Origin of the sequence: Bacillus sp. FJAT-29937 (genome assembly GCF_001509555.1) — a bacterium.
Lineage (GTDB): Bacteria > Bacillota > Bacilli > Bacillales > Cytobacillaceae > Cytobacillus.
Genome location: NZ_LMAS01000002.1, coordinates 323,681 through 336,683, shown reverse-complemented (window position 1 = coordinate 336,683; position 13,003 = coordinate 323,681). Strand labels below are relative to the sequence as shown.

General features: G+C 38.8%; 14 protein-coding genes and 2 riboswitches. All 14 genes read right to left on the bottom strand.

The annotated features are described in order from the left end of the window. Positions 1-66: 66 nt before the first annotated feature. A complete protein-coding gene (locus AR328_RS05340) occupies positions 67-912 on the bottom strand; it encodes a DUF72 domain-containing protein (RefSeq protein ID WP_066291278.1) in 846 nt (281 codons plus the stop codon). Between the two features lie 267 nt (positions 913-1,179). Then, positions 1,180-2,577 (bottom strand): Fe-S cluster assembly protein SufB, encoded by a 1,398-nt coding sequence (gene sufB, locus AR328_RS05335; protein ID WP_066291271.1) that lies wholly within the window; start codon positions 2,575-2,577, stop codon positions 1,180-1,182. Positions 2,578-2,664: 87 nt separating this feature from the next. Continuing rightward, complete coding sequence (sufU, locus tag AR328_RS05330) at positions 2,665-3,093, bottom strand: Fe-S cluster assembly sulfur transfer protein SufU (RefSeq protein WP_066291269.1); 429 nt, start codon at positions 3,091-3,093, stop codon at positions 2,665-2,667. Further along, entirely contained in the window at positions 3,083-4,312 is a 1,230-nt protein-coding gene (locus tag AR328_RS05325) for a cysteine desulfurase (protein WP_066291263.1), read from the bottom strand. Before AR328_RS05325 ends, sufU begins: the two co-directional genes overlap by 11 nt. Further along, on the bottom strand, positions 4,312-5,619 hold the full coding sequence (sufD, locus tag AR328_RS05320) for a Fe-S cluster assembly protein SufD (RefSeq protein ID WP_066291260.1): 1,308 nt from the start codon (positions 5,617-5,619) through the stop codon (positions 4,312-4,314). Before sufD ends, AR328_RS05325 begins: the two co-directional genes overlap by 1 nt. A gap of 18 nt (positions 5,620-5,637) precedes the next feature. After that, a complete protein-coding gene (sufC, locus tag AR328_RS05315; RefSeq protein ID WP_066291253.1) occupies positions 5,638-6,423 on the bottom strand; it encodes a Fe-S cluster assembly ATPase SufC in 786 nt (261 codons plus the stop codon). 330 nt (positions 6,424-6,753) lie between these two features. After that, the gene (locus tag AR328_RS05310) at positions 6,754-6,894 is read right to left on the bottom strand and encodes a hypothetical protein (RefSeq protein ID WP_197414424.1); all 141 of its coding nucleotides are present in this window, start codon (positions 6,892-6,894) and stop codon (positions 6,754-6,756) included. A gap of 263 nt (positions 6,895-7,157) precedes the next feature. Next, a complete protein-coding gene (locus AR328_RS05305; protein WP_066291246.1) occupies positions 7,158-7,985 on the bottom strand; it encodes a MetQ/NlpA family ABC transporter substrate-binding protein in 828 nt (275 codons plus the stop codon). 16 nt (positions 7,986-8,001) lie between these two features. Next, on the bottom strand, positions 8,002-8,667 hold the full coding sequence (locus AR328_RS05300; RefSeq protein ID WP_066291244.1) for a methionine ABC transporter permease: 666 nt from the start codon (positions 8,665-8,667) through the stop codon (positions 8,002-8,004). Continuing rightward, positions 8,660-9,685: a methionine ABC transporter ATP-binding protein gene (locus tag AR328_RS05295; protein ID WP_066291238.1), complete on the bottom strand. Its 1,026-nt coding sequence runs from the start codon at positions 9,683-9,685 to the stop codon at positions 8,660-8,662. Before AR328_RS05295 ends, AR328_RS05300 begins: the two co-directional genes overlap by 8 nt. Before the next feature lie 124 nt (positions 9,686-9,809). After that, positions 9,810-9,915, bottom strand: a riboswitch (SAM riboswitch). Between the two features lie 145 nt (positions 9,916-10,060). Continuing rightward, the gene (locus tag AR328_RS05290; RefSeq protein ID WP_066291236.1) at positions 10,061-11,377 is read right to left on the bottom strand and encodes an O-acetylhomoserine aminocarboxypropyltransferase/cysteine synthase family protein; all 1,317 of its coding nucleotides are present in this window, start codon (positions 11,375-11,377) and stop codon (positions 10,061-10,063) included. A 102-nt stretch (positions 11,378-11,479) separates the two neighbouring features. Then, positions 11,480-11,580, bottom strand: a riboswitch (SAM riboswitch). A 92-nt stretch (positions 11,581-11,672) separates the two neighbouring features. Further along, entirely contained in the window at positions 11,673-12,002 is a 330-nt protein-coding gene (locus AR328_RS05285; RefSeq protein ID WP_066291232.1) for a hypothetical protein, read from the bottom strand. Positions 12,003-12,297: 295 nt separating this feature from the next. Further along, positions 12,298-12,606: a thioredoxin family protein gene (locus AR328_RS05280; protein WP_066291223.1), complete on the bottom strand. Its 309-nt coding sequence runs from the start codon at positions 12,604-12,606 to the stop codon at positions 12,298-12,300. Between the two features lie 6 nt (positions 12,607-12,612). Further along, positions 12,613-12,969, bottom strand: coding sequence for a toprim domain-containing protein (locus AR328_RS05275; RefSeq protein ID WP_066291218.1), 357 nt, complete (start codon positions 12,967-12,969; stop codon positions 12,613-12,615). Positions 12,970-13,003 lie beyond the last annotated feature (34 nt).

Genomic DNA, 13,003 nt, shown 5'->3' with positions numbered 1-13,003 from the left:
ACAGCTAAGGGAAAGCGTGTATTTATGAGTAGACTAGTTTGTGGAATATTTTACATCGCAGTCAGTTTAAAAAAGATTTAATTGCCTTGGGGCTAAGTCATTGTATTCTATATTCAATAAATCAATTAGCTGTAAGGCATTATCGGCTGCGTCTCCGCCAGAATTATTGTTAAAAACGATATATACCGTTTGGCATCCTTTTTTCAATTTCTTAATGTGTTTGACCCATTCAGAAAGCTCTTGATTGTTATAGCGATATAAGTATCTGACTTCCCGCCAGTTATCAGCGGTTTTCTTTTGCCAGCCGTGTACATTCCTGCCATGAAAGCGAATAAGCACTTTTTCATTATTAGCCGTTTCTAACACAGTTGGTACGGAGCCCGATCCAGCCTGAGGTTCATCACAAATAGAATGGATCCAATTTTCTTCTTTCATAAATTGAATAGTCTTTTCCTTGTACTCGGGTTTAAACCATGATTGGTGCCTGAATTCCAGCGCACAAGGAAGATCCCCCATCTTTTCCTTACACCAGCGCAAATAATCTACATTCGGCTTCTTACAGTCAAACCAAGGCGGAAATTGAAAAAGGACCATCGCTAATTTATTTCCTTCTATATAAGGCTGCAAAGAGTCTTTAAAAGCTGTAAACATTTCATCCTTATCTTGAAAAGGAATTTCCCCTCTTTCGTGACCAGTCATACCTTGGTAGGCTTTTACGATAAATTGAAAGGATTCAGGAGTGTTTTTCACCCATCTCTCCGAATTTCTCTTCGGCTGGACGGCATAGAATGATGCGTCCACCTCTACTGTAGGAAAATATCCGCTATATTCCTTTAATTTATCTCTTGGAGAAATATTTTGAGTATATAAGCTATCATGATCTCCCCATCCTGTTACACCGATTAGAATCATAGAGGCACCTCCTTGTGAACTTATTAGCATACTTTATAAATGTTTGTGCTATACTGTTTTCGTGCATATAATTTGATTATCGTGCATATATCGGGATTATCGTGCATATAACCAGATTATCGTGCATATACCAAATTTAACGTGCATATTTCAAGTTTAGCGTGCATTTAGAAGGTTTATTGAAACGATTTCGTGTTTTCACGCTTATGAACATGTTAATCAGAAAAAATCCGCCGCCAATGATGGCAAGCGGATTTTCGTATTATATTAGCCGATTGAACCTTCCATCTCGAACTTAATCAAGCGGTTCATCTCAACTGCATATTCCATTGGAAGTTCTTTCGTAAATGGCTCGATGAAGCCCATTACGATCATTTCAGTTGCTTCTTCCTCGGAAATGCCGCGGCTCATGAGGTAGAATAATTGCTCTTCAGAAACTTTAGACACCTTCGCTTCGTGCTCTAAAGAGATGTTATCGTTCATGATTTCGTTGTATGGGATCGTATCAGAAGTTGATTGATTATCCATAATTAACGTATCACACTCGATATTCGCACGTGCACCATCTGCTTTACGGCCGAATTGAACGATTCCGCGGTATGTTACTTTACCGCCTTGCTTAGAAATTGATTTCGATACGATCGTTGAAGAAGTATTTGGTGCAAGGTGAATCATTTTTGCCCCTGCATCCTGGTGCTGACCTTTACCTGCTAATGCGATGGAAAGAGTCATACCGCGAGCGCCTTCTCCTTTTAAAATAACAGCTGGGTATTTCATCGTTAATTTGGAACCGATGTTTCCGTCGATCCACTCCATTGTAGCATTCGCTTCACAAACAGCACGCTTTGTTACAAGGTTATAAACGTTGTTTGCCCAGTTCTGGATTGTTGTATAGCGGCAATACGCATCCTTCTTAATGATGATTTCTACAACAGCACTGTGAAGTGAATTTGTTGTATAAACAGGAGCTGTACAACCCTCTACATAGTGAACATGTGCGCCTTCATCAACAATGATTAGTGTACGCTCAAACTGACCCATGTTTTCAGAGTTGATACGGAAATAAGCCTGTAATGGCGTTTCAACCTTAATTCCTTTTGGAACGTAGATGAAAGATCCGCCAGACCAAACAGCTGAGTTCAGGGCAGCAAACTTATTGTCTGTTGGAGGAATAACCTTCGCCCAATGCTCACGGAAAATGTCTTCATTTTCACGTAAAGCAGAATCTGTATCTTTAAATACGATTCCTTGTGCTACAAGATCTTCCTGCATGTTATGGTAAACAACCTCTGATTCGTATTGAGCAGAAACCCCTGCTAAATACTTTTGTTCCGCTTCTGGAATTCCAAGCTTATCAAACGTTTGCTTGATTTCTTCAGGAACTTCATCCCAAGAACGCTCAGTTTTCTCAGATGGTTTTACATAATACGTAATTTCATCAAAGTTTAATGACGCTAAATCTCCGCCCCACTGCGGCATTGGCATGCTGTAGAAATGCTCTAAAGATTTCAAACGGAAGTCAAGCATCCATTGTGGCTCTTCCTTCATCTTCGAAATTTCTTCAACAATTTCTTTTGTCAGTCCGCGTTTTGATCGGAAAATGGAAACGTCTTTGTCGGCAAAACCATATTTATAATCGCCGATTTCTGGCATCTTTTTTGCCATCGTCGTATTCCTCCATTCGTTGCAATAGGAGAGATCATTCCCCTATTGCAAAAATATTTTAAGCCCAAGACAGCATTAAATTATTCGTTATTCTTTCAAGCCTTTTTCCATTGCCTTCCACGCTAGTGTTGCACATTTAATTCGTGCTGGGAATTTGGCAACACCTTGCAAAGCTTCGATATCTCCAAGGTCTAAATCAACATCATACTCTTTTCCCTGCATAATATGTGAGAAAACCTCTGAAAGCTTCAATGCGTCTTCAATGTTTAAGCCTTTTATTGCTTGTGTCATCATGGAAGCTGAAGACATGGAAATCGAGCAGCCTTCCCCTTCGAATTTCGCATCCACTACTTTTCCCTCATCAAGCTTTAAAGTTAATTGAATACGGTCCCCGCATGTCGGGTTATTCATATTAATCGTTAAGCTATCATCTTCCAGGACCCCTCTATTACGGGGATTTTTGTAATGGTCCATGATTACTTGTCTGTATAGAGTATCTAAATTATTAGAAGACATCGCTGAAATACTCCTTTGTTTTGACAAGCCCTTTCACAAGCTTATCAATCTCTTCTTCTGTATTGTACAGATAGAAGCTTGCTCGCGCTGTCGCCGAAGCTTTCAGCCATTTCATTAGCGGCTGTGCGCAATGATGGCCAGCACGGACAGCTATTCCTTCAGCATCCAATACAGTTGCAACGTCATGAGGGTGAACATCATCAAGGTTAAAAGTAACAACACCCGTACGCTTCGATGCTTCCTTCGGTCCGTAAATCGTGATGCCCTCAACCTGTGACATTTTCTCCAATGCATAAGCCGCAAGCTTATGCTCATGAGCCTCAATATTTTCTAATCCAATCTCTTGAAGGAAATCAATAGCGGCGCCTAGTCCAATTGCTCCGGCAATAATCGGCGTGCCGCCTTCAAACTTCCAAGGGAGTTCCTTCCAAGAAGATTCGTATAATCCGACAAAATCAATCATTTCCCCGCCAAATTCGATTGGTTCCATGTTCTCAAGAAACTGCTTTTTCCCATATAGGACGCCAATGCCTGTCGGGCCGCACATCTTATGACCTGATAAAGCAAAGAAATCACAGTCTAAATCTTGGACATCCACTTTTAAATGGGGTGCACTTTGCGCGCCATCCACAACCATGATAGCTCCATTTTCATGAGCAATTTTCGCAATTTCTTTAACTGGGTTCACAACACCAAGTACATTGGAAACATGCATAATGGATACGATCTTCGTATTACTTGTGACAAGTTCTCTCACATCAGCAAGAGAAATCGTTTCATCCTCTTGAAGAGGTATATATTTCAGAACAGCACCTGTATGTTTCGCCACTTGCTGCCAAGGAATGATATTACTATGATGCTCCATATATGAGATAACAATTTCATCGCCCTCTTTAAGGTTTGCTCTCGCATAGCTTGAAGCAACCAAATTAAGGGCTGTCGTTGTTCCTCTAGTAAAAATAATTTCTTCCGTTGATTTCGCATTGATAAATTTTCGTACTTTTTCTCTTGCACCTTCATAGCCGTCAGTCGCTCTCGTTCCAAGCGTATGAACGCCTCTGTGTACATTTGAGTTATATTCACGATAATATTTATCTACCGCTTCGATAACCTGAATTGGCTTCTGTGATGTAGCAGCACTGTCCAGATAAACAAGCGGGTTCCCATTGACCTCTTGATGTAAAATTGGAAATTGTTTGCGAATATCCTGGATATTCATTATCTTACTTTCCTTTCGATAACTTCCACAAGCTGCTTGCTAACTCCCTCAATCGGAAGTGCAGTTACAACAGGTGCAAGGAATCCATGAATGACAAGTCGCTCTGCTTCAGCCTTTGGTATTCCGCGGCTCATTAAATAATAGAGTTGAAGCGGATCTACACGACCAACAGATGCTGCGTGCCCAGCTGTTACATCATCTTCATCGATTAATAGAATTGGGTTCGCGTCTCCACGCGCTTTTTCATTTAGCATTAGAACGCGTGATTCTTGTACCGCATTGGATTTAGAAGCGCCGTGTTCAATCTTTCCAATTCCGTTAAAGATGGATGTAGCAGAATCCTTCATCACACCATGCTTCAAGATAAAGCCTTCTGTATTTTTTCCAAAATGAACGATGCTTGTTGTAAAGTTTTGCGTCTGATCTCCGCGTCCTACAACAACTGTTTTCGTATCACCAAATGAGCCATCGCCCATCAAGTTTGTAACATTTTCGTAGATCGTGTTGCTGTCATTCATTAATCCAAGTGCCCACTCAATACGAGAGTCTCTTCCAGCTACACCACGGCGGTTAACATATCCAGTTAGACCTTTTGCAAGTGTATCAACTGCGCCATATTGAACTTTAGCACCAGACTTAGCTAGAACCTCCGTTACAATATTAAATACGCCGCTAGCAGCTTCCATTGTGGATACATAGTTTTCAACATAAGTAACAGAACTATTATCCTCAGCAACAACAATCACGTGATTAAAAAGAGTTGCCTTTTCGTTATCATGAACAAAAACTGCCTGAATTGGTTCAGCAACTTCGACATTTTTTGGCACGTATAGGAAAACTCCGCCATTTACTAAGGCTGCATGTAATGCGGTTAATTTATGCTCATCTGCTTTTACTCCCTCAGTCATGAAATACTTTTGGAGTAAATCACTATGCTCTCTCGCTGCTGTAAAGATGTCTGTGAATATAACACCCTTATCCTGCAGTTCTTTTGAAACAGAAATGTATGTTGGTCTATTGTTACGTTGAATATATAAATTTTGTTCTGCAGCTTCGAGCTTAATTAATGTTTTTACATCTTCCGGAAGCTCATTTAAAGAAGTGTAGTCTTCACTGCCTACAATATGCTGCTCGAACTGTGTTAAGTTCCAGTTTTTTATACTCGTTTTATCAGGTTTTGGCATTGGCAGATTCTCAGAGTTTTCAAGGGCCTTCAAGCGAAACTCTGTCAGCCATGCTGGTTCACCCATATCTTTTGAGAAGGAGCTTACATACTCCTTGCCAAATAATTTTGTTTCTGTCGACATAAAGGATCCTCCTAACAATTACGCTTCTTGGCCAACCGTTTCATCTTCAATACCTAGCTCTTGCTTAATCCAGTCATATCCTTCTGCCTCAAGGCGCTGTGCTAGCTCAGGACCGCCTGATTTTACGATGCGTCCTTGCATCATAACATGGACATGGTCTGGAGTGATGTAGTTCAGAAGACGTTGGTAGTGTGTAATAATTAAGCAGCCGAAATTTTCTCCGCGCATTTGATTGATTCCATTAGAAACAACCTTTAATGCGTCAATATCAAGACCTGAATCGATCTCGTCTAAGATAGCAATCTTAGGCTCAAGCATCATTAGCTGAAGAATTTCATTACGCTTCTTCTCTCCGCCAGAGAAACCTTCATTTAGGTAACGCTGTGCCATATCCGGATCCATTTCAAGGAATTCCATTTGGCTGTCCATTTTACGGATAAACTTCATTAATGAAATTTCATTTCCTTCATCTTGACGGCTATTAATAGCTGAACGCAAAAAGTCTGCATTTGTCACACCATTAATTTCACTAGGATATTGCATAGCTAAGAATAGGCCTGCACGCGCACGCTCATCAACTTCCATCTCAAGAACATCTTCATCATCTAAAGTAACGCTTCCTTTTGTTACTTCATATTTTGGATGACCCATGATTGCAGAGGAAAGTGTAGATTTCCCTGTTCCGTTAGGTCCCATGATGGCATGGATTTCCCCGCCCTTGATTTCAAGATTTACACCTTTTAATATTTCTTTGCCTTCAATTTCAACATGAAGATCATTAATTGTTAATTTAGAACCTGCCATTACTATACCTCCATCAATAAAAGAAGATTTTATCTTACGACGAAGCGCCGCAACCCTCTATTCTCATTTTATTCTCATTACAATCTTATAACAAATGAAAAGTATTAGCAACTCTTTCGATAAGTTAACACTACGATTGTATTGTAAACATAGTACCATTTTTCAGGGTGAACGAATTACTTTTTTAGATTCCATCTTTTAATGTTACCCTTATCCATTATGTTCATGTATAAATGAAATTGCCATGCTTTTTCGCACTTATTGCAAAAAAAAAAGAGAATTAGTATTGAATACTTAATCCCCTTTTTCTTCATTAATATATGTTTGATTTTATGAATGAATCTTTCTTTCGAAATCTGCAAGCATTCGCTGGCTTTTTATATATTCTTCTTGTCGCTTTTTTTCAACCTTCAGTCGTACATCGTGTTTTTGGCTATACAATGCATATCCGACACCATGGGCTCCACGCATTGCTTTCTCCATACCGTGCGTATAATTTAAGTGCAGCTGGTTAATAAAAACCAATCCTTTCGACAAAGCAATTTAAATTCATATAGAAATTTTACATCCACAACTTTTCAATGACAATGTCGATATAAAACGATTTTTTTTGCAGAGAACTTAAAATTCGCCATTTAAACGCTTACATTCATATCATGCTCAAAATATCATTATTTTTATTATGATAGACACGAAAAAAAGCAGACAACTTGTGTCTGCTTTTTGGGCGCGTATTATTGAACTGAAGTTACGGCACCTTGGTATTTCTCTTGAATAAAGTCTTGGATTTCTTTTGACTTAAGTACTTCTACTAATGCTTTAATTTCTTCGCGGTCTTTGTCCTCAGAACGAACAACGACTAAGTTTGCAGGAACAACATCACTGCCTTCGAATGCTACCCCATCTTCTTTAATATTCACATCGCCTTCAAGCGCATAGTTCGTGTTGATGACAACAGCATCTCCTTCTCCGCTTTCAAACGAAGTAGCTAGTAATTTCGCTTCAATTAATGTAGAGAAATCTAGGTTCTTCGGATTTTCAACAATGTCTTCAACTCTTGCAGAAGCTCCGACTCCCTCTTTCAATTTAATAACGCCTTCTCTTTCAAAAATTGGCAAGATACGGCCGTGGTCACTAAATGAATCACTCATAATAATTTTGGCACCGTCTGGAAGATCTTTTAAGCTTTTATATTTCTTCGAATAAACCCCGATTGGCTCTTGATGAATTTCACCAACACTTACAAAATCATAATCTTTGTTTTCTTCCATTTGAAGAGCAAGATAGCCAGGTGTTTGGAAGTAGTTCGCATCAAGCTCTTTATCTCTTAACGTCACATTTGGCAAAATATAATCTGTAAATACTCGAATTTCTAAATCAATGCCTTTTTCAGCTAATAAAGGTTTTGCTTCTTCTAGAATTTCTGCGTGTGGAACGGCGGAAGCACCAACTACTAATTTCTTATTTCCGCCTTCTGTTGTAGGCTCTTCTTTCTTACCGCCGCAAGCTGCTAAAGCAACTGATAGTAAAGCGATAACTAAAAAACTAAGTACTTTTTTCATTTTTTTCTCTCCTTAATCATCTTTTGTCTGTTTTCTTAGTAAAATAATCTCCAATGAATTGGATAATAAACACTATTATTACAATGGCTATCGTTGCTACTAATGTAACAACTGAATTATTGCGCTGAAAACCTTCAAGATAGGCGAAGTGACCTAAACCACCTGCACCAATGACCCCTGCCATTGCCGTAAAGCCTACTAATGATATAGCAGTAACTGTGATTCCGGATATTAATGCTGGTAAAGATTCAGGGATTAGTATTTTAAAAATAATTTGACTATGGCTAGCCCCCATCGATTGCGATGCTTCTATGACACCTTTATCGATCTCCCTCAATGCAATTTCAACCATCCTTGCATAAAAAGGAGCTGCTCCTATAATAAGTGCTGGCAATGCAGCGTTTGCTCCAAGTATAGTTCCAAGCAATAATCTTGTAAAAGGAATTAATAAGATAACTAAGATAATAAAAGGAATCGATCTAAAAACATTTACTACCGCAGCAATGATTGTGTTGAAAAACTTATTCTCCCACACATTCCCTTTATCTGTCAAAAACAACAGCAATCCAAGTAATAACCCAATAATAAATGTAGCAAGGACGGAAATACTTGTCATATAAATAGTTTCTTTAGTAGCAATGATTAATTTTTCCCATTTAATCATCTCGATAAATTCAGCCATTTGCAATCACCTCCACACCCACTTGCTGCAAGCCAATAAACTCAATGGCACTTGCAACCTCTGATTCAGTCCCTTCCAAATGGATAAAAAGGGTACCATACGAACCATTTTGTGTATGTGAAATTTTCCCTTGCAAAATATTCACAGTTACATCGAATTTCCGAATTAATTCGGTGATTAAAGGCTGTCCTGTAGAATCTCCAATAAAGGTTAATTGAACGACTTGACCTTCAGGATATTTCTCAAGAAGATGTTCAATTGTCTCATGTGTTTCCTCCGGTTCAGTTACTTGCTGGAGAAAACGTTTTGTAATTGGTTCTTTCGGATTTTTAAATACTTCTAAAACTGGGCCAATTTCGACTATTTTTCCGCTTTCCATCACTGCAACTCGATGGCAAATCTTACGGATCACATGCATTTCATGTGTAATCAGGACAATCGTTAATCCCAATCTTTCATTAATATCTACTAATAATTCCAGAATTGAATCGGTCGTTTCCGGATCAAGTGCAGAGGTAGCTTCATCACATAACAACACTTTCGGATTGTTAGCCAGTGCTCTAGCAATGCCGACACGCTGTTTTTGCCCTCCGCTTAGCTGAGATGGATAGGCATCCTCTCTTCCTTCAAGACCAACTAGCTTAATGAGTTCATCTACGCGTTTTAATCTTTCCTCTTTCGCAACACCTGCAATTTCGAGTGGAAATGCAATATTTTGTCTAACTGTTCTAGACCAGAGCAGGTTGAAATGCTGGAAAATCATGCTGATATCCTGTCTAGCTTTTCTTAGGCTCTTGCCTTTTATATGTGAAACTTTATTATTAGCCACAACAACGTTCCCGCTAGATGGAATTTCAAGTCCATTTAGCATTCGAATTAATGTACTTTTTCCAGCTCCGCTATAGCCAATGACACCAAAGATTTCTCCTTCGTTAATTTCTAAATTAACGTTGTCTACTGCGGTGACTTGGCCCTGCTTAGTAGCATATATTTTTTTTGCATTTTTAATTGAGATCATAATTGTTCACCCTCTCTAAATCCCATTTACAATATCATAACAGATGAATAAAGAGAATTATTCATGCTCAAACAAGAAAATGCCTTTCTGTTATGAGCAGAAAGGCATAATAAATTTATCCTTCCCCTCATCTTCCAAAGCAAGTCTGCTTTGTGTGAATTGGCACCATTTCATAAAATGACGGTTGCCGGGTTTCATCGGGCACATCCCTCCACCTCTCTTGATAAGAGCATTACATCTATATTCAATTTACACATTAATCTGATTAAGCATTTCAAATATTCATGATTGATATCGTATCATGGTATATAGAGAGCGTCAACGGTAAAATATTGGAATCATCTATCTTTTTACTTATGTGAACGCCATAAATAATTATGCTTTTGCAGTTAACGACGCAACGCCTGTTGCTGCTTCAATTGCTTGCTCTAAATCCTCGATAAGGTCCTCAACATTTTCAATTCCGATTGATAGACGAACTAGATCCTCAGGAACACCTGCAGCCTTCAGCCCTTCTGTATCAAGCTGCTGATGCGTTGTACTTGCCGGGTGAATAACTAAGCTTTTCGCATCACCTACGTTTGCAACATGCGCCCATAGTTCAAGATTATTAATGAAAGTCGCTCCGGCTTCTCTTCCGCCTTCAATACCAAATACGACAACAGAACCCGCACCCTTTGGTAAATACTTATCAACTAATGCTTTATCCGGATGATTTTCACTTCCTGGATATAGAACCCAATTAATAGCTGGATGGGCTTCTAAGTATTCTACCACTTTCTTTGTATTGGCAACATGCTCCTTCATCCGCACATGAAGCGTCTCAAGACCAAGTGCAAATTGGAAGGCGCTTTGCGGACTTAAAGCAGGACCTAAATCTCTCAACAGCTGAACTCTAGCTTTGATAATATAGGCAACTGACCCTAATGCCTCACTGTAAACAAGATTATGATAGCTTGAGTCCGGCTCAGTGAATCCTGGGAACTTTGGAGAATTCCAATCGAACTTTCCACCGTCTACAATAATTCCCCCAGTTGTTGTTCCATTTCCTAACAACCATTTTGTAGCGGAGTGGACGACAATATCCGCTCCAAATTCTATCGGTCTGCATAAGTATGGAGTAGCAAATGTATTGTCAATAATAAGTGGAACCCCATTCTCATGTGCGATTTCCGCAACCTTTTCAATATCTAACACCTTTAAGCTTGGATTCCCAATCGTTTCAGCAAAGACAGCCTTCGTTTTTTCAGTAATCGCATTTCGGAAGTTTTCAGGATCCTCAGGGTCGACAAATTTTACTTTAATGCCGTATTTTGGCAGTGTTACAGCAAAAAGATTATAAGTTCCGCCATATAGGTTCGCGGCTGAAACAATTTCATCCCCAGCTTCAGCGATGTTCAGAATAGCTAGTGTAATGGCGGCCATTCCACTAGCTACCGCAAGGGCACCAACTCCCCCTTCTAACAAAGCAACTCTTTCTTCTAAGACAGTAGTAGTTGGGTTGTGAATACGTGTGTAAATATAGCCAGGTTCCTTTAATGCAAACAAATTAGCTGCATGTTCGGTGTTCTTAAATTGATAAGCATTGTTTTGGTAAATAGGCACAGCTCTTGCTCCTGTTACAGGATCCGGCTGTAGTCCTCCATGTACTCCTAAAGTTTCAAATCGATAGTTTTTTTGTTTCTCTGACATGTTTCATCTCTCCCTTTTTCATGTACAATATTTTGAATTTTTACTTATAAAAAGAAGAGTTGAAAAAAACCCTCTTCACAAGAAGAGGGTTGATATCATCTCTTCTTATCTATCAGAGCAATTGCTCTGCTGGAATTGGCACCGCGTAATATACCGGTTGCCGGGCTTCGTAGGGCCAGTCCCTCCACCTCTCTCGATAAGAATATTTAATTGTTATACTTAAGTTATTACAGTGATATTATCATAATGATTTTAGGCGGTCAAGTCATATTTTAGAAATTTCTGATTTAAATAATTATTTTTTACATAGAAAGAAAAGAGATTCTAACAGTAATATTTTACGGAAGGTTGATTCTACTGATACCTTCTTCCAACGTATCGCCTCTCTTAACTTTTCACTTCCTGTTAATATGGAATGAATGCTTTCTTTGGATCCTGATATGATGGCATCGAAATGTTGTTTCTGATTATCGGGATAAATGGAAATATGGCCATCCAGAAATTTTATCGGAACCTCAACATCCCCGGCTTTGATACAAATTGAAAAGGAGGAATGGACTAACAATTTCTGTAAATGCGATCTACTCTTGACTTCTTCAATAAATGCATCAGTCATCTTTTCCATTTCCTTCACCTCTAAAAACAAACATATTTATTTCTTCTCACTATTTAAATTCAACAAAAGCAAAGACAACCCTCTTATTTCTGTTCGACACGATAAAAACAAAAAAAGACAATGCCTCGACTATTTTCAGCATTGTCTTTCATTTCCCGAGAAATATATCCTTTATTTGCATTTTAAAACTTGAAATATCTATAGCTTCCATCATTTTTTGTCTTATTGTGGTTCTTTAGTCCTACATAATGCTAATTCTATCTTACCTATGATTCAAATCGCCAGGCGATATGACCTGGTATTTTTATAGAACACTCTTTATTCTATCTAATAAAAAGGGAACTGAATGAAAAGCGTAAAGTTTTTCTTGAATATTTCCGTCCTTAATCATGATGAGGCAAGGAACACTTTCTACCCCTAGAATTCCAGCGAATTCAGGCATATAGTTTAAATCGGCTTTCCCCATTAGCTGATCAGGCAGCAGTTGTTCTATTACTGTTAACATTTTACTGGCTAGCTGACACGTTCCGCATAAAGGAGTATACAGATAGACCAAACCTGATTTGCGATCCTTGATAAGCTTTTCAATTTCCTCCTGTGACCATTCCTGCAATGACTATCATCCTTTATCCAAAAACTCTGTGTATACATCTATATTAGCCGATAATAACACGGTAGCAAGATGATGTTCAGGAGCCGTAGCAACCTCGCGATACATACGATCGATATAAAGGTGCTCAGCCTCTGGAAATTCTCTTTTAAATTGCTTTCGAAGCTTTTCCCCTGCAGCATCTGCATCGACTAATATAAAAACATCTTTATCATAAAGCATATCAATCAATTCATCCAGTTTTGTGACGCCTATCGTTCCGTTCGTGCAAATAATCTCAACTGGCTCACTTACTATCGCCTGTACTTTTCTCTTATCTGTTGTACCCTCTACAATAATAACTTTATCCGTAACCGCCTCATCCATTATAATCACCTGAACTGAGTTGTAGTTTTAATCT

Bases quoted from the DNA above. Each gene is read 5' to 3' on its own strand.
- sufU (WP_066291269.1), bottom strand. From the start codon at position 3,093: ATGTCTTCTAATAATTTAGATACTCTATACAGACAAGTAATCATGGAC.
- AR328_RS05310 (WP_197414424.1), bottom strand. From the start codon at position 6,894: ATGCGTGGAGCCCATGGTGTCGGATATGCATTGTATAGCCAAAAACAC.
- AR328_RS05325 (WP_066291263.1), bottom strand. From the start codon at position 4,312: ATGAATATCCAGGATATTCGCAAACAATTTCCAATTTTACATCAAGAG.
- sufD (WP_066291260.1), bottom strand. From the start codon at position 5,619: ATGTCGACAGAAACAAAATTATTTGGCAAGGAGTATGTAAGCTCCTTC.
- sufC (WP_066291253.1), bottom strand. From the start codon at position 6,423: ATGGCAGGTTCTAAATTAACAATTAATGATCTTCATGTTGAAATTGAA.
- AR328_RS05290 (WP_066291236.1), bottom strand. From the start codon at position 11,377: ATGTCAGAGAAACAAAAAAACTATCGATTTGAAACTTTAGGAGTACAT.
- AR328_RS05275 (WP_066291218.1), bottom strand. From the start codon at position 12,969: ATGGATGAGGCGGTTACGGATAAAGTTATTATTGTAGAGGGTACAACA.
- sufB (WP_066291271.1), bottom strand. From the start codon at position 2,577: ATGGCAAAAAAGATGCCAGAAATCGGCGATTATAAATATGGTTTTGCC.
- AR328_RS05300 (WP_066291244.1), bottom strand. From the start codon at position 8,667: ATGGCTGAATTTATCGAGATGATTAAATGGGAAAAATTAATCATTGCT.
- AR328_RS05285 (WP_066291232.1), bottom strand. From the start codon at position 12,002: ATGGAAAAGATGACTGATGCATTTATTGAAGAAGTCAAGAGTAGATCG.
- AR328_RS05305 (WP_066291246.1), bottom strand. From the start codon at position 7,985: ATGAAAAAAGTACTTAGTTTTTTAGTTATCGCTTTACTATCAGTTGCT.
- AR328_RS05340 (WP_066291278.1), bottom strand. From the start codon at position 912: ATGATTCTAATCGGTGTAACAGGATGGGGAGATCATGATAGCTTATAT.
- AR328_RS05295 (WP_066291238.1), bottom strand. From the start codon at position 9,685: ATGATCTCAATTAAAAATGCAAAAAAAATATATGCTACTAAGCAGGGC.